This window comes from Nocardia sp. bgisy134 (assembly GCF_965341865.1).
Taxonomy (GTDB): domain Bacteria; phylum Actinomycetota; class Actinomycetes; order Mycobacteriales; family Mycobacteriaceae; genus Nocardia.
In genome coordinates this window covers 29,433-44,832 of sequence record NZ_CBDQZP010000014.1, presented here as the reverse complement: position 1 = coordinate 44,832, position 15,400 = coordinate 29,433, and the positions used below count along the sequence as shown (strand labels likewise).

Sequence of the window (15,400 nt, the reverse complement as noted above, 5' to 3'; positions counted from 1 at the left end):
TTGATCATGCAGGTCCGCGGTGTCTTGCCGATCGCTCTTTCGGCCGGTCGCCGCAATCGTCCCGCAGTGAGGATCGAGGAGGAGACCATGAGCAGTCTGCTGGATTCGGTACTCGGCAACATCGTCTACGACCGTGACGGGGACAAGGTCGGCAAGGTCAAGCGGATCTACGTGGACAACGCCAGCGGCTTCCCGACCTGGGTGGCCATCTCCACGGGGTTGTTCGGTCACGACGCGCTGGTGCCGCTGGCAGGCGCCGAGCACCGGCGCGAGCGCGCGACGCTACAGGTGCGGGTCGGCAAGGACCAGGTCAAGTCCGCGCCGTACCTCGACGACGACGGCAATATCAGCCAGCGCAGCGAACGAGAGTTGTTCGAGCACTACGACATCGACCCGGCCCTCTCGGCGTGGAAGACCTACGGCAGGCCCTATGGCGAGCACCCGGTGAACGCCCGGGCGACGACCGCCGAGTGGGCCGCCGACAGCGGCGGCCGGACCGACGACGAGCTGATTCGTTCCGAGGAACGGTTGACCATCGGCGCCGATCCCGACGCGGCGGGCGCCGCGCGCGGCCGCAGATACGTCGACGACGAGCCGACGGTGGCGATGGCGACCGGGCGCGACGCATCGGTGCCCGCGGAACCGATGCAGCTGAAGATCGATGACATCGTCGAAGAACGGACCGGGTCCGACAGGGTGCGGACGGAACGGGTCGACGGTATCGACGAGACCCGCGGACCGGATCGCTGGTGACCGGCTCGCCGGTGTCGTCGAGGGGCGAAGCGCATCCTTGGCGGCACCGGCGGCCGCCGCTCACGAAAGGGACAGCCGATGGAGAACGCCCCCGATCAGGCCCGCACCGCTTTCGACGCGGTGCTCGCCGCGGCGGACTATCCCGTCTGGGTGGTCACCACGGCGGCGGGCGGAACCCGCGCGGGGTGCCTGCGCATCGACGCGGTCGCCGATCTTCCCCCGGGGCCACGAGGCCTGAAGCCCTCGCGGGTGTCGTGTCAGCCTCGAGGCAGGCTGCTGTCGGCCGCGGCCAGGTCTTCGACGAAATTGCCGAGCGCCTCGGCGACCAGCAGCGGATCGGTGCTCGGGAGCCAGTGGTCGGCGGGGACCGAGCAGCGCCACAGCCGGTCCACCCAGCGGGCACTGCCGTAGTAGAGGAACGGCGGGACCAGCACGTCGGTGGTGTCGACCACCATTTGCACCGGCACCGCGGTCGACCGAGGACGCGGACACAGCAGCCGGGGCGCCAGGTTGGCGTGCGCGATGCGCGCGCCGGCGAGCAGATCCGTGCGCCAGGTCGGCGCGATGGGCGCGTGCGCCGCGGGGATGCCGCCGAGCCGTTCGATGAGCCAGGTGCGGACGCGGGGCGGATAGGCGATCCGCAGCGCGGCCGTGCGCGCCGAGCCCGCGCCGTGCCGCCAGAACTTGCGATCGGCCGCCAGTCGCCCCATCCGGTGCGGCCGCACGGCGAGCTCGCGCAGCTGGACGCCGAGGTGATCGAGATTCGGTCCGGAGATGGCGGTGAAGGAGGCGATCCTGCTGTTGGCGCGCGGGTCACACACGGCCTCCCAGCCCTGGATCGCGCCCCACCCGTGCCCGCAGACGTGCGCGGGCCGGTTCGGGCTGACCGCGTCCAGCACGGCGAAGAGATCGTCGGCCAACTTGTCCAGCCGGAAAGCGCTCGCGCTGGAGCATGTTTCGCTGTCGCCGTGGCCGCGGGCATCGTACGCGATCACCCGGAAATCGTCGGCGAGCAGCGCGGCGACCTCGCGCCACACCCGATGGGTGTCGCTGAGTCCGTGCACCAGGACCAGCGGGACGCCGCGGGGGTGGCCCCATTCGAAGACCGCGAGGTCACCGTCGGCGCCGCGGACCCGGCGCTCTCGTCGCGGGAGATGGGTCCCGCGCGGTCCGATGCTGTCGAACGATTCGGTCATGTGCTCGCCTCGGTCACTGTCCATCGCTTCCAGGGGTACGGAGCCCTGAACGTACTGCCGGTACGTTCCACGATACTGACAGCGCGGAGACCCCCAATCAATGGTGAGCGACGTGACGGCGGTATGAGCTGGGTCACCGCTTGGCGGCGAGAAGGGCTGAGCGAACGGCAGGCGTACCGACGGTACGAGTAGGCTGCGCACGTGGCCCGCACACACGGCAGAACCGTGAGGACGACGATCACCCGCGAGGAGATCGTCGACGCGGCCGTGCGCGTCATCGATCGCGACGGGCCCCGGCCGAGCATGGACGACATCGCCAAGGAAGCGGGCATCACCAAGCCGCGCCTGTACCGCCGGTTCGCCGACAAATCCGATCTGTACACCGAGATCGGTGACCGGATGGCCAGATCCGCCGCGGCCGCCGCGGGCAACGACGTCACCCTGGTGCTGCAACCGCCGCGCGTCGCGCTGCGCCGCGTGCTCACCGGATACGCCGACAGTATTCTCCAGCACCCCAACGTGTTTCGGTTTCTCGGTCAGGCGCAGGTGAGTCAGCGCGCCGACGGATCGGTGCTGCAGTTCGACCTCGGTCGCGCAGCGGCGGATCGCTTCACCCGGCAGGCCCGCGAGATCGCCGAATCCGTCTCGATCGACCCCGCCGGAGTCGACTACCTGGCCCGCGCCGTCGTCGGCTCGGTCGTTGCCGTCACCGACCTGTGGCTGGGCGAATCCGGACGCCCCGATCCGTCCGGCACCACCGAATTCGTCGACCGAACCGCCGAATTCGTCTGGGGCCTGATCGACCGATTCCTCCGCACCCAAGGCATAGTCGCCGACCCGGACGCCCCGATCTTCACGACCCTGGCCACCGTGAACTCCGCACGCCCCGCGAGCTGACCCTGGCCAAGCTCTTCTCCTTACCCGGGGCGAACTCGCGCCCATGTTGTTGACAAGCCGCCAATAGTGCTGGAATCTGGTGGCGGTGGATCGGCATCGGGGCCGGTCCGTGGTGAGCAAAGGATCGGGACCATGGCACGGGCCGCGTGGAGTGACGACGAGGTGGAGGCCGTTCGCGACCTCGCACGGACGTTCTTCGAGAAGGAAGTCGTTCCGCACGAGGAGAAGTTCGTCGCGCAGGGGCACCCCGACCGGAATCTGTACAACCGGGCGGGTGATCTCGGTCTGCTGTGCACTGCGATCCCGGCCGAATACGGCGGTGGCGGTGGCACATTCGCGCACGAGGCGGCGATCATCGAGGAGCAGGCCTTCGCGGGCGACGGCTCGCTCGGCATGGCGGTGCACAGCTCGATCATCGCGCCGTACCTCATGGAATTCGGGTCCGAGGAGCTCAAGCGGCGGGTGCTGCCCAAGGCGGCCGGCGGCGAGATGGTGCTGTCCATCGGCATGACCGAACCGAGCACCGGCTCGGACCTGCAGAACATCAAGACCCGCGCAGTGCGCGAAGGCGACGAGTACGTCATCACCGGCTCGAAGATCTTCATCACCAACGGCTGGCTCTGCGACGGCATCATCATCGCCGCGAAGACCGATCCGTCGAAGGGCGCGGCGGGCGTCTCGCTGATCTTCGCCGAGGTCGGCGACGACACCCCCGGATTCACTCGGGGCCGCATCCTGAACAAGATCGGCGGCAAGGCCCAGGACACGGCCGAACTGTTCTTCGACGGCCTGCGGGTGCCCGCGTCCAACCTGCTCGGCGAAGCCGAGGGGCAGGGCTTCTACCAGATGATGCAGCTGCTGGCCCAGGAGCGACTGGTCACCGCCATCCTCGCGACCGCCATGATGGAGAAGGCCGTCGAACTGACCGTCGACTACACCAAGGGGCGCGAGGCGTTCGGCAAGCCGCTGTTCGCGATGCAGAACACCAAGTTCGAGCTCGCCGAATGCGCGACGCTGGCCAAGGTCTGCCGCACCTTCCTCGACGACGCGATCGTCAAGCATCTGCGTGGCGAGCTCGACATACCGACCGCGGCCATGTCGAAATACTGGATCACCGACCAACTCGGTATCGTTGTCGATCGCTGCCTGCAACTGTTCGGCGGCTACGGCTACATGACGGAGTATCCGATTTCCCAGCTCTACACCGGCGCCCGCGTCCTGCGCATCCTCGCGGGCAGCAACGAAGTGATGAAGGATCTCATTGCGCGGTCTCTCTGAAACCCGAAGCGGTGAGGCCTCCGCGGCGGTGTCGAACGGCGCCGCCGACGGGTCGCCGCGCCGACGCAGGCTCGAACCCGACGAGCGGCGCGCACAGATCCTCGCCTGCGCGATCGACATGTTCGGCGAGCGGCCCTATGCCGCGGTGTCCACCGCGGAGCTCGCGCAGCGCGCCGGGGTGGCCCGCGGACTGATCAACCACTACTTCGGCAACAAGCGGGATTTGTATCTCGCCGTGGTGCGCCGGATGGTGACCCTGCCCAAGCTCGAAACCATGGTCGTGCCCGCGGGCACCGATCGCGAGCGCGTCGAGGCCAGTGTGCGCTGGCTGCTGGACACCATCGGCGAGCATGGCAGCACCTGGGTCAAGGTCACCAGCCACGAAGGCGTCGGCGACGACCCCGAGGTGCAGCAGATACTCGACGAGGCCGACGACGCCGCCGCCGAGCGCACGCTGGTGATGGTCGGGCTGGCCGATTCGGCGCACAGTACGGAACTGCGGGCGATAGTGCGGGCCTACGGCGGGCTGGTGAAGGTCGCGGGACGCGAGTGGATCACCCGCGGCAATCTCACCCGCGAACAGGTGCACGAACTGCTCGCCGACATGCTGTTCACCCTGGTCACCGAGACGATGCCGAAGGTCGACAACTGGCGCTGAGCGCGGCCGAAGCGGTCGGCATAAGCGGCACGGACGATGCCCGATCTGCCTGAATTCCTCGTTCAGGCCGGGCATTTGGCCGGAGGAAAATTATTGAAAATTTCCTGTTCCTGTTTTCACATTTGGTAGCCGGAAGTAAGCTGATCTAGACGCCTTCCCCGCGGTGAACCAGGGTGGGCCGTCGCGACCATCGTCGCGGCGTCTCCATTCGTTTGCTCGATGCCGCGGCGGGCTGTTACCTGATGATTCGGCACCGGCCAGTTGCCGGTCGGCGTGCCGACCTGGCCGCGGGGGCATCTAGCCGCCCCGTCCGCCATCGGCAGACCTGGATTACCGGAGACGGTCGTCAGCGACAACGACCCAGCGACTCCTCGGCATGCGCTCACGGGGACATCCCCCGGCGACCGGCAGATCACGCCTGCCCACCAGGGCTCGGCACGATAACCCGTCGGCAGAACTGCTCCGGGCTATCGGCGAGGCGCCCCCGGCCCACTACCCAGCGGCTGTCCGGGCGTTCGTGAACTATTCGATCGAATCAAGGGATTGCACAATGTCCAGCACAATCATCAAAACCGCGGCTGCTACCGCGTTAGCTCTCCCGCTGTGCTTCCTCGCAGCTCCCGCGGCCTCGGCGAGTCCGGCTCCCGCGCAAGCGACCCCGGTCTCCGCCGCTGCCACGCCCGCCGGGTCCGTCATCCTCTGTGTGCCCCTCGGCAGCGTCGTTTTCTGCATCTGAGATCTTCGAACTCGCCGTGTGTCGGGGAGCCTGGGCCGGCTGACGCGGTCGGCTCAGGCGTCGGGCCTGCGCGCGGCACTGTAGTGCACCGGGCGGAGGCCGCCGGGTGCGTGGCCGCGCCTGCCGTAGCGCAGTTCGATCACTTCCTGTCTCCGGTGCTCGACCAGCAGCGCGCCGACCCCTAGACACCACAGCAGCGCCGTGGCGATCGCGCCGAGTTGCGTCCAGCCGGGATAGCCGTAACCGGCCGCGGTCAACGTGCACGCCATCGCGACGACGCCCAGGGCGCACAGCACAATTCCGGGCATGTTGTAGTTATCGCCGAGCATGTCGCCCGCTTGGGCGTGCCAGAGTCGCTTGTCCTTGCTCGGTGAATCGGTAGGTCCTGGCATCGGTCCCTCCTGAAGTGAACCAGCGCATTATCAGCGATATCACCGCTAGCTCAGCATGAACCTCCTGCGCCGCGGGTGCGAGCGTTGTGCCGAGTTCGTTATTCCGAATCGATCGGACAATTCGGTCTTATTACGGCAATTCGTCCGTATTCTGTCTGCGTATCGGGCGGGGCCGGACAGCCCGGGTTCCTGCGCGAGAGTTTTGACGCGAGAGGGAGCTGGATGGCACGCACGCAACAGTGGCAGGAACGCGAGCGCTGGCCGGAGGCTTGGCCGGACGAGCGGGATCCGGAGGATCCGTTCCCGCACGAGTCCCGGCCGATCGTCAATCCCTACGCGGTTGTCGCGCTGGTGGCCGCATTGCTCGCGCTGTTCCCCGTCGCGATCGTCTTCGGGTTCATCGCCTTCAGTCATCCGCGCGGCCGCGTGATGGCCTGTTTCGCGTTGTTGCTCGGCGCCGCCGAGGTGGCGGCGGTGGCGGGGTTCTTCGTGCTGTCGGGAAACATGTTGCCCGACACCATGTCCCGGGCCACTCAGGCGACCACGACGACCACCGCCCAGGTGACCACGGTGGCCACGGTGGCCACCACGTCGGCGTCGACCGCAGTTGCCCCACCTCCGCCGCCACCTGCGACCACCACCCAGCCGGCGGCGCGCAAGGGCGGGGCCTGCACCGCAACCCAAGCCGGTCTGATCGGGGCCGCGGCCGACGGCGGAACGCTGCTATGCCTAGCCAACGCCGCAGCGGAAAGCGGCTACCAGTGGTCGGGCCCCTACAACGTCGGCACCGGCATCTACGAAGCGGGCTCGAAATGCGACTCCTCGGTCGCCAAGACCGGGCGCACGTCGGAGGGCCGCGCCCTGGTATGCGAGACCCAGGGGCGCGGCGGGGCCTGGGTGCTCTGGACGGAATAGCCGCGCCGGGCCCTCAGTCCGGTTTCTTCGCCCGGCTGGGTTGGACGCGCGGCGGCTCGTTGGGCATCTTCGGATACTGCGGCGGCCACGGTGCGTCCATCAGGCCTGCGGCCATGTCGCGGTCGGACATCTCGAGCAGCGGTTCGATGGACTGCGGCGCTCGGTCGGCCCAGGGATCGCCGCGCTCGGCGAGCCGGGCGGGCACGGTCGCGATGGTCAGCTCGTCCGGCGCGACGGTGGCCAGATCGTCCCAGGAGATCGGCGTCGACACCTGCGCGCCCACCTTCGGGCGCACGCACCACGCGCCGAACACCGTTTTGTGCGGTGCGTTCTGGTTGAAGTCGACGAACACCCGGTGGCCGCGTTCCTCTTTCCACCACTGCGCGGTGATCAGATCGGGGTGTCTGCGCTCGAGCTCTCTGGCCAGTGCGACCGAGGCCGCGCGCACTTGGTAGCCGTCCCATTTCTCCTGGAGCGCGACGTAGATGTGCAGGCCGCGCGATCCGGAGGTCTTGATCCGGCACTCGATGCCGAGTTCGGTGAACAGGTCCCTGGTGAGCACCGCGGCATGCTTCAGGTCATCGAAGGTGATGCCGGGGGAGGGATCGAGGTCGATGCGCAGTTCGTCGGCGATGCGCAGATCGGCGACGTGATTGGGCCAGACGTGGAAGCCGAGGCAGCCCTGGTTCACCGCCCACAGCACGTGTGCGAGATCGTGGGCGACCAGCGCGTCGCTGGTGGTGCCGTTGGGAGTGGACACCTCGACGGTGTGCAGCCAGTCGGGCGCGGATTTGGGCACCCGCTTCTGGAACCACGACTTGCCCGACGCTCCGTCCGGGTAGCGCTCCAGCAGCAGCGGCCGGTCCCGCACCACGCCGAGGAACGGCTCGGCCACCGCCTGGTAGTAGCGCACCAGGTCGAGCTTGGTCTCGCCGCGCTTGGTGAAGTAGACCTTGTCGGGATTGCTGATGGTGACGGTTCTGCCGTCGACCTCGATGTCCACCGACGCGCTCATCGGGACGCCTCGGCCTCGGCGAAGATGGCGCCGAGCTCGGCGGGCGCCACCTCGTCCAGCTGGGCGTAGGTACACGAATCCGGTGTGCGATCCGATCGGAACCGCACCAGCCTGCCGCCGTGGCGCAGCCGGCCGGACTGCACGTGCTCGTAGCGGACCTCGGCGACCAGCTCCGGCCGCAGCGCCTCCCAAGACAGGTCCTTGCCCCCGGTCCAGCGGCTCACCCCGCCCGGCATCTTGCCCTCCGCCTTGGCCTGCGCGGCGGCATCGGCCCACTCCCGCCACGGATGGTTCGCCAAGGCGTTGTCTCGCAACGGTTTCAGCTCCTCGACGAGGGCTTTGCGCTTGGCCGCGGTGAAACTGCTCGCCACCCCGACGTGGTGCAGCTGGCCTTCGTCGTCGAACAGCCCGAGCAGCAGCGAGCCGACGCCCTCGCCGTCCTTGTGCCAGCGGAATCCCGCGACCACGCAGTCGGCGGTGCGTTCGTGTTTGACCTTCAGCATCACCCGCTTGTCCTGCTGGTAGGGCTGGGCGTCGGCTTTGACCATGACCCCGTCGAAACCGGCGCCCTCGAACCGGGTGAACCAGTCCTCGGCCACGTCCGGATCGCGGGTGAGCGGGGTCAGGTGGACGCGGGCGAGCGCGGTGTCGAGGATCGTCTCCAGCAGCCGCCTGCGTTCGGCGAACGGTTCGCCGGTGAGATCCTTGTCGCCGAGGGCGAGCAGGTCGAAGGCGACGAAACTGGCCGGGGTCTCCACGGCCAGCTTGTTCACCCGGGACGCGGCCGGGTGCAGCCGGTTCTGCAAGGTGTCGAAATCCAGGCCGTGCTCGGTGACCACCACGATCTCGCCGTCCACCACGCACTTGTCGGGCAGCGCCTGCTTCAGCAGTTCGGCGACCTCGGGAAAATACCTGGTCAACGGGCGGTCGTTGCGGGAACCGAGCTCGACCTCGTCGCCGTCGCGGAACACCACGCAACGGAATCCGTCCCATTTGGGCTCGTAGCTCAGCCCCGGCTCGCGCGGTACGGACGGCGCGGTCTTGGCCAGCATCGGCCGGACGGGTGGCATCACCGGTAGGTCCACACGTTCCTCCTCGGGTCTGGTCCTTCACCCGTGTCGACGTCGTGGCCGACGCGAATTCATCGGTGCGGAGCGGGTCGTCCCGGTCGATCGTAGAGCTCGGGTACGACAAGGAGGCGGACTTCGCGGTCCGGGCGTGCGCTGTTCACCGGCAATTCCCCGGCTGGGACCGCCAGCTGGGCGTTGTCGGCGCGGAGGAGCGTGTGGTTACCGCCGGGCGCCGGGTCAGTCCAACCAGCCGTGCTGATCGGCGAAGGCGGTGAGGCGGTCGCGGATGGTGAGGATCTCGCCCGCGGTGAGCGCGGGGCTGGCGTCCAGCAATAGTTCGGTGATCAGGCGCTTGTGCTCGGCGGCGGTGAGCTGGCCGGTCGACGACCTGTCCTTCTTGTGGCGGGGCGCTGCGGCGGACGCCCCGCCGACCGCGCTGAGGTTGACCGCCTTGGGACCCCGGTCGCCCTCGGTGACATCGAATTCGAAGACCCGGCCCTGGCGCAGTTCGTCCTCGTCCAGTCCGATGTCGTTCACGTGCACGAACACATCCGGTCCACCGTCTTCCGGTCGAATGAACCCGAACCCCCGAGAGCTGTCGAACGACACCAATTTCCCGATGGACACCAACACCCGCTCCTCGCCGCCGTCGCTACCCGGCCACTTTAGCTCCCATTATCCGCTTCGTTGTTCGAAAGCGCCTTTTGCAGAGAGTTGAACACGGTGAGTCCCTGGCCGACCATTCCATTCACCAATTCGCCGACGCCGTCCGGTCCGTTGAGCACGGTGAGATTGGCGTTGGCCAGCCCGTTCGAGGCCTGTTTGACGATTTCCGGCAGCTGTTCGATGAGCAGCTGATCGAGCGCGATCCGGTTGTTGGAGGCCGCCGCCTCGGCCTGGATCCTGGTGCGATCGGCTTCCGCCTCGGCCAGGATGCGCACCCGATCCGCCTCGGCCTGAGCGGGTTTCACCACCTCGGCCTGCAACTGCTGCTCGCGCAGGTGTGCCTCCTTGCGCGCCTGCTCGGCCTGTGCGGTGAGCACCTCCTGCATCGCGATGGCCTCCGCCAGCGGACCCGCCTGTGCGGCCTCGGCGTTGGCCTTGTCGATATCGCGCTGGTACTGGGCCTTCAGGATGGCGGTCTCGCGCTGGTATTCGGCCTGCCTGCGCAGCGATTCCTGTTCGGCCTCCGCGGCCCGTTGCGCGGCCTGCGCCTGGGCGATCTGCGCGTCGCGCTGCACCGCGGCATTGTGCGGCGCGGCCAGCGCGTTGATGTAGCCCAGATTGCCGTCGTCGATGGACTGGATCTGGAAGGAATCCACCCACAGCCCGATATTGCTCATCTCCACCTTCGAGGCGACCAGTACCTCGTCGGCCAGCTTCTGGCGTTCCCTGATGATCTCCTCGACCGTCATGGAGCCGACGATCGAGCGCAGGTGACCGGAGAAGATCCGGCCGGTCAGGACCGACATCTCCCGTTCCTGCTCGGAAAGGAAGCGCTGCGCGGCGTTCACGATCGACTGGGTGTCGTTGGCGACCTTGAACGCGATCACCGCCCGCACATCCAGCTGGATGGCCTGCTTGGTGACGCAGCGTTCCTTGATCTCCGCCTCGAACATGGCCAGCGACAAATAGCTGACCTTGCGGAACATAGGAACCACCCAGGCGCCGCGGCCGATGATCACCTTGAACGGCGCGTTGTCCTTGCTCGTGGCGCCGCTGACCAGCATCGCCTCGTCCGGGTCTGGTACGTGGTAGCCCAGCACGTCTGTCTCCCTTGCTCTTTCAGTGTTCCTGCTGCTCCGATATCAGCGGGATCCAGGGAACGACGTCGACGATGCGTCCGGGATGCGCCTCGACGATCAGCACGGTAGCGCCCGTCCCGATCGGCTCCGCGGCCCGCGCGATATACAACTCCGTCCCCCCGCGTATCGCGACCAGCACCTCTCCCAATGTCCCGGCGCCGCGGATCGGCGTGGTGATCGTTCCCGTCAATCCACGCACGGGATCGGTCATGCCTCCACTCCTGCCCTCGACACCAGAACACGTCAGCCTACGTGTGCCAGGCCACTTTTCGGTAGCGACTTTCGAAACGCCGGGTGCGTCGCGAGTGACGACGAACGAATAATTCGCTGGAACGACCTTGTGTCGAATACAGGCCCGTTCGACAATGGAGTATGGCCACTAGCACGCGGCGATATCGCTCCACCCTGCGTCAGGCCAAGGCAGGCGAGACCAGGGCGGCGGTGCTCGCCGCCGCCGCCGAATTGTTCGTGGCCCGCGGGTGGGCGGGCACATCGATGCGCGACATCGCCGCACGCGCGGGCTGCGCCGTGGAGACGGTGTACAGCAGCGTCGGCAACAAGCGCGAGATCCTGAAAGTGGTGCTCGACGTGGCCGTTGTCGGGGACGACGAGCCGGTGCCCCTGCTGGAGCGGCCGGAATTCCACGCCATCGCGGCCGGTCTCGTCCGCGAGCGCGCCGCCAAGCTGGCCAACCTGCTCGAGACCGTGAACCGGAGATCGGCCGCACTGCACCGCGTGCTGGTGCAGGCCGCGGCCGTCGACGCGGAATTGGCGGCACTCGCGGCCCGCGACCGCGCGGATCGCTCGACGTCGATGCGGGCGGGGCTCGAGGCGGTGACGGGCAGGCCCGTCACCGACGCCGAGGCAGCCTCGCTGCACGCCGTCCTCGGCGGCGAGGTCTACCTCGCGCTCACCGAGGAGTCCGCGTGGACACCCGCCACATACCGAAACTGGGCGGCCGACACCGTGATTCGGCTGCTCGACCTCGCCGAGGAGTAATCCATATGACCAACTCCGCAGACCTGGAACGACCCGCCGACACCCGCGCGATGGGAGTCGCGCACTCGGCGCTGCGCCGTGACCTGCTCCGGGCCAGGAACGCGCTGAGCGCCTGGCCCTACCCGTTCGACGAACAACGCGTCGCGATCGCGGAGCATCTGCTCTGGATCATGCGCTTCCTGCGCCATCTCCACGAATCCGAGGACGAACACCTCTACCCGCTGGTCCGCGACCACGACCCGGCGGCGGTGCAGCTGCTCGATCGGATGAACGCCGACCACCGCGCCCTCGTGCCCGCCATGGATCGGCTGGTCGACGCCGCGGTGGCCTACCGGGCCGCCGGTGAGGCTCGCGCACATGTTCTCGCGGCGCTCGACGAGCTGGAGGCCGTACTGCTCCCGCACCTGGAACGCGAAGAGCGCCAGATGATGCCGGTGGTCTCGACCGCGATCACCGAGGGCGAATGGCGGCACTGGGCCGACGAGCACAACCTCAAACCGCTCGGCCCGATCGAGCGGTTCGACGAGGGGCTGTTCCTCGTGGACGGCGCCTCGCCCGACGACACCGCCGCGATCGGCGAGATGGTTCCCGCGGTGCCGCGCTGGCTGATGCTGCACGTCATGATCAGGCGGTATCGCAGGGCCGCGTTCCGGCGCTGGCACACCGCCGAATTCTCCCCGCTGCGCGTGCCGTTGGGCGGCAGGAACGAAGTGTTCTGCGCCGCGCCGCCGGACGCGGTGTGGGCGGTGCTCGCCGACGTCACCCGCGTCGGCGAATGGAGCCACGAATGCCGCGGCGCCGAGTGGCTCGGCGGCAGCACCCGCGCCGAGGTCGGCGCTCGCTTCCGCGGCAGCAGCAAGTCGGGTCTCTGGCGCTGGCGGCGGCTGTGCACCTGCACGGTCGCCGACAAGCCGCGGGAGCTGGTGTGGGTCACCGACGGCGCCTTGGGCGACAACTCCGAATGGCGCTTCCGGCTGCGCCCTACTCCCGACGGGACGTGTATCGAGCAGACGTTCCGAGTGCTCTCGCTCCCGGTCTGGCTCGATCGGGTGATCTACCGGTTCGTCCCCGCCCACCGCGACCGTTCCCGCGCGCTTCGAGGCGATCTCGAGCGGCTCGCCCAGCTCGTCGAGCGCGAGTCGTCCTGACCGGTCGGGCTCGCGCGTCGCCCGGCGGGCAGCCACGGACGTGCGCGAGTTACGGGTTCATCCGGTACGCGCCCGCATGACCGAGCACCTCCGCGTACACGCGGTCGGCGCGCCCGGCGTCGGAGATCGGCTTGCGCAACGAGCCGAGGGCCCATTCCTGTTGCGCCACAGTGGAAGATGCCTTGGCAAAGACCCCGAGGGCGTAGGCCGAGAAGTCGCGGACCAACAACTCGAAGATGGCGTCGACGAGGTCGTCGGGCGTGCCCGCGATCGCGGCCTGCTCCAGGATCAGCTGGCCGTAGGGCAGCAACGTGAACAACTCACCGACGGCCAGCTGATAGTCCAGGTCCGTCAGCTGCGCGTCGGTCGCGGGGGCCTGTACCGGGAATTGGACGAACCGCTCGGCCTGCTCCAGGAACAGCGCGACATTCGGGAGGTGGCGATAGCCGGCGAACGCGGGCCGCCAGTCCGCGAAACGCACCTTGCCGAGCCCGGCCGCGCCGGGCTGGCGGAACAGCGCCTCGTCGTCGCCCGCGTCGCGGCGCACCGGCACCGGCGGCAAGTCGGCGGCGTTGTAGAGGAAACTCGGCAGGAATTTCAGTGTGAGCGCCATGTTCACGTGCGCGGTGCCCTCCAGGCGGGGCATGGAGTCGATGGTGCCGCGCGCCACCGCGAAGTAGGTGTTCTTCTCGAAACCCTTGGCGGAGATGACATCCGAGAGTTCGCGGAAGACGCGCTCGCCCTCGCGCGTCACCTTCATCTTGCCGATCGAGTTGAACATGACGAAACGCCGGTCCTCCGGGGTCGATTCGCGCATGTAGTCGATGGTTCGTTCGTGATAGAGCTTCATGGCGGTGATGCGAATGTAGTTGTCGGACAGTATCTGTCGCACCTGACCGAAGTCGGTGACCGGATGTCCGAACAAGATCTTCCCCGCGGCCTGGTCGACGGTCTCGTAGAAGCAGTGCTGCACGATGCCGAGGGTGACCATGCCGATGTTGAACTTGCCGCAGTTCACCGCGGCCAGCGCGACGTCGAAGGCCTTGCGGCCGGTGTGCAGTACGTCGTCGGCGGTGACCGGGTAATCCGCCAGATCGTAGGCGCTGACGTAGTTCTGGCCGTGAATGACGTTCTTGACCAGGGTGTAGCGGGGGTGGCTGCTGTCGGCGAGGAACCAGACGTACGCGTCCGGGCCCTCGATGTCGGTGCGGCGGCCGATGGTCGGCACCAGTCGCGCGACGTTGCCGTTGCCGATGTAGTACTTGCCGCCGTTGGCGGTGAATCCGCCCGCGCCGTCGGGGGTGAGCAGCATGTCGGTGGAGTAGATGTCGGCGCCGTGGTCCTTTTCGGACAGGCCGAAGGCGACGATGCCGCCGCGATCGAGTTCCTCGGCGGCGCGGGCGTGCGCCTTGTCGTTGCCGCTCTGCCAGATGGTGGCCAGGCCGAGGGTCGACACGCCCCACGCGTACCAGTACTGCGCGCCGTAGAAGCCGGTGATCTCGTTGAACTTGGAGATGAAGGCGGTGTCCCAGCGCTTGTCCGGATCGCCGCCCGCGTGCGCCTTCGGGGTGGCCATGTAGGCGATGATTCTCGACTTCCGCAAGAAGACCATCCAGTCGTCGTACCACTCGCCGCGGTGCGCGTCGGCGGTGAGCGCCTGTTTGCCCTTGCTCTCGAAGAAGCCGACGAGCGAGGTCAGCAATCGCTGGGTCATCGGGTCGAACTCCGCGAAGGTGTCGGTCTTCGGATTGAACAGGGTCATGGCGACGGTGCCTTTCATCTGATGGCAGGTGCCATCAATTTAGAAGTGATGGCACCTGCCGTCAAATGCTCGTCCCGAAACGAGGTCGCGGACGACAACGGCCCGCGCGCCTCGGGGAGGCGGCGGGCCGTGGGGATTCCGGGATCAGGCGGGGTAGATCGAGCGGTACGCCGTGAGGGTCGCGACGCAGTGCTCCACGATCTGCTCGCGGGTCGCGCGCAACGAACCGTTCAGCCACGCGGAGAACATGCCCGCATTGCCGCTGGCCATGCTGACCGCGGCCAGTCTGCGCCGGACCGGGTCCGCGATGTGGGCGAACAGGTGGTCCTGGATCAGCCGGGTGAAGGCGGGCATCACGGCGATGGTGGTCTGGCCGAGGCCGGTGCTGGAGTACGGCTCGACCAGGAACAGGCGCGACTTGCGGGGATCTTCCAGCACCTTGTCGACGAGGATCTCCGAGAGCGCCCGGTCCCTGGACGCGTCGTCGGCCGAGGTGAACGCGGTCATCGGCTCCAGGAACTCGTCGGCGATCTGCCGGTAGAGCACGTCGAGCAGTTCGTCGCGGCTGCTGAAACTCTCGTAGAAGTACCGGTCGGTGAGGTTGGCGCGGCGGCACACCGCGCGCATGGTGACGCCCGCGGCCCCCGCCTCGCCGATCAGATCCAGGGCGGCCTCCAGCAGCGCGGAGCGCCGCGCCTCCCGGCGTTCGGTGAGCGTCGTCCCGCCCCAGATGCGGGGACCGGCGTCCTCTGATTCCTGGCCTGTCTGCACCGATT

At 68.0% G+C, this 15,400-nt stretch carries 16 protein-coding genes; 7 read left to right on the top strand and 9 right to left on the bottom strand.

Annotated features, from left to right (window positions below; translation table 11 throughout):
- Positions 1–87 precede the first annotated feature (87 nt).
- Positions 88–753: a PRC-barrel domain-containing protein gene (locus tag ACRWNM_RS23720; protein ID WP_431970277.1), complete on the top strand. Its 666-nt coding sequence runs from the start codon at positions 88–90 to the stop codon at positions 751–753.
- Positions 754–1,010: 257 nt separating this feature from the next.
- On the opposite strand, the gene ACRWNM_RS23715 is transcribed toward ACRWNM_RS23720, so the two are convergent.
- Positions 1,011–1,949 (bottom strand): alpha/beta fold hydrolase, encoded by a 939-nt coding sequence (locus ACRWNM_RS23715; protein ID WP_431970276.1) that lies wholly within the window; start codon positions 1,947–1,949, stop codon positions 1,011–1,013.
- 225 nt (positions 1,950–2,174) lie between these two features.
- Between ACRWNM_RS23715 and ACRWNM_RS23710 the strand changes: the two genes are divergently transcribed.
- The 3 genes from ACRWNM_RS23710 to ACRWNM_RS23700 all read left to right on the top strand — a co-directional run bounded on the left by ACRWNM_RS23710 (position 2,175) and on the right by ACRWNM_RS23700 (position 4,782).
- Positions 2,175–2,846, top strand: a complete 672-nt coding sequence (locus tag ACRWNM_RS23710) for a TetR/AcrR family transcriptional regulator (RefSeq protein ID WP_431970275.1) — start codon at positions 2,175–2,177, stop codon at positions 2,844–2,846.
- Positions 2,847–2,978: 132 nt separating this feature from the next.
- Positions 2,979–4,124 carry an acyl-CoA dehydrogenase family protein gene (locus ACRWNM_RS23705; RefSeq protein ID WP_431970273.1) on the top strand — a complete coding sequence of 382 codons (1,146 nt, stop codon included), beginning with the start codon at positions 2,979–2,981 and terminating at the stop codon, positions 4,122–4,124.
- Positions 4,108–4,782, top strand: a complete 675-nt coding sequence (locus ACRWNM_RS23700) for a TetR/AcrR family transcriptional regulator (RefSeq protein WP_431970272.1) — start codon at positions 4,108–4,110, stop codon at positions 4,780–4,782. Before ACRWNM_RS23705 ends, ACRWNM_RS23700 begins: the two co-directional genes overlap by 17 nt.
- Positions 4,783–5,571: 789 nt before the next feature.
- On the opposite strand, the gene ACRWNM_RS23695 is transcribed toward ACRWNM_RS23700, so the two are convergent.
- The gene (locus ACRWNM_RS23695; protein ID WP_431970271.1) at positions 5,572–5,910 is read right to left on the bottom strand and encodes a hypothetical protein; all 339 of its coding nucleotides are present in this window, start codon (positions 5,908–5,910) and stop codon (positions 5,572–5,574) included.
- A gap of 222 nt (positions 5,911–6,132) precedes the next feature.
- Between ACRWNM_RS23695 and ACRWNM_RS23690 the strand changes: the two genes are divergently transcribed.
- Positions 6,133–6,825: a hypothetical protein gene (locus ACRWNM_RS23690; protein ID WP_431970270.1), complete on the top strand. Its 693-nt coding sequence runs from the start codon at positions 6,133–6,135 to the stop codon at positions 6,823–6,825.
- Between the two features lie 13 nt (positions 6,826–6,838).
- Here the strand turns inward: ACRWNM_RS23690 and ligD are convergent, their stop codons facing one another.
- From ligD to ACRWNM_RS23665, 5 genes are all read right to left on the bottom strand, one after another.
- Complete coding sequence (ligD, locus tag ACRWNM_RS23685; RefSeq protein ID WP_431970269.1) at positions 6,839–7,840, bottom strand: non-homologous end-joining DNA ligase; 1,002 nt, start codon at positions 7,838–7,840, stop codon at positions 6,839–6,841.
- Positions 7,837–8,925 carry an ATP-dependent DNA ligase gene (locus ACRWNM_RS23680; RefSeq protein WP_431970268.1) on the bottom strand — a complete coding sequence of 363 codons (1,089 nt, stop codon included), beginning with the start codon at positions 8,923–8,925 and terminating at the stop codon, positions 7,837–7,839. Before ACRWNM_RS23680 ends, ligD begins: the two co-directional genes overlap by 4 nt.
- Positions 8,926–9,147: 222 nt before the next feature.
- Positions 9,148–9,543, bottom strand: a complete 396-nt coding sequence (locus ACRWNM_RS23675; protein WP_431970267.1) for a cold shock domain-containing protein — start codon at positions 9,541–9,543, stop codon at positions 9,148–9,150.
- Between the two features lie 32 nt (positions 9,544–9,575).
- Positions 9,576–10,676 (bottom strand): SPFH domain-containing protein, encoded by a 1,101-nt coding sequence (locus ACRWNM_RS23670; RefSeq protein WP_431970266.1) that lies wholly within the window; start codon positions 10,674–10,676, stop codon positions 9,576–9,578.
- A gap of 19 nt (positions 10,677–10,695) precedes the next feature.
- Positions 10,696–10,926, bottom strand: coding sequence for a hypothetical protein (locus ACRWNM_RS23665; protein ID WP_068064169.1), 231 nt, complete (start codon positions 10,924–10,926; stop codon positions 10,696–10,698).
- Positions 10,927–11,087: 161 nt separating this feature from the next.
- Between ACRWNM_RS23665 and ACRWNM_RS23660 the strand changes: the two genes are divergently transcribed.
- Positions 11,088–11,714 (top strand): TetR/AcrR family transcriptional regulator, encoded by a 627-nt coding sequence (locus tag ACRWNM_RS23660; RefSeq protein ID WP_431970265.1) that lies wholly within the window; start codon positions 11,088–11,090, stop codon positions 11,712–11,714.
- Between the two features lie 5 nt (positions 11,715–11,719).
- Positions 11,720–12,862, top strand: coding sequence for a hemerythrin domain-containing protein (locus ACRWNM_RS23655; protein ID WP_431970264.1), 1,143 nt, complete (start codon positions 11,720–11,722; stop codon positions 12,860–12,862).
- Between the two features lie 49 nt (positions 12,863–12,911).
- Here ACRWNM_RS23655 and ACRWNM_RS23650 read toward each other — a convergent pair whose 3' ends face one another.
- Positions 12,912–14,624, bottom strand: coding sequence for an acyl-CoA dehydrogenase family protein (locus ACRWNM_RS23650; RefSeq protein WP_431970263.1), 1,713 nt, complete (start codon positions 14,622–14,624; stop codon positions 12,912–12,914).
- A 144-nt stretch (positions 14,625–14,768) separates the two neighbouring features.
- A complete protein-coding gene (locus ACRWNM_RS23645) occupies positions 14,769–15,395 on the bottom strand; it encodes a TetR/AcrR family transcriptional regulator (protein WP_431970262.1) in 627 nt (208 codons plus the stop codon).
- Between the last annotated feature and the right edge of the window lie 5 nt (positions 15,396–15,400).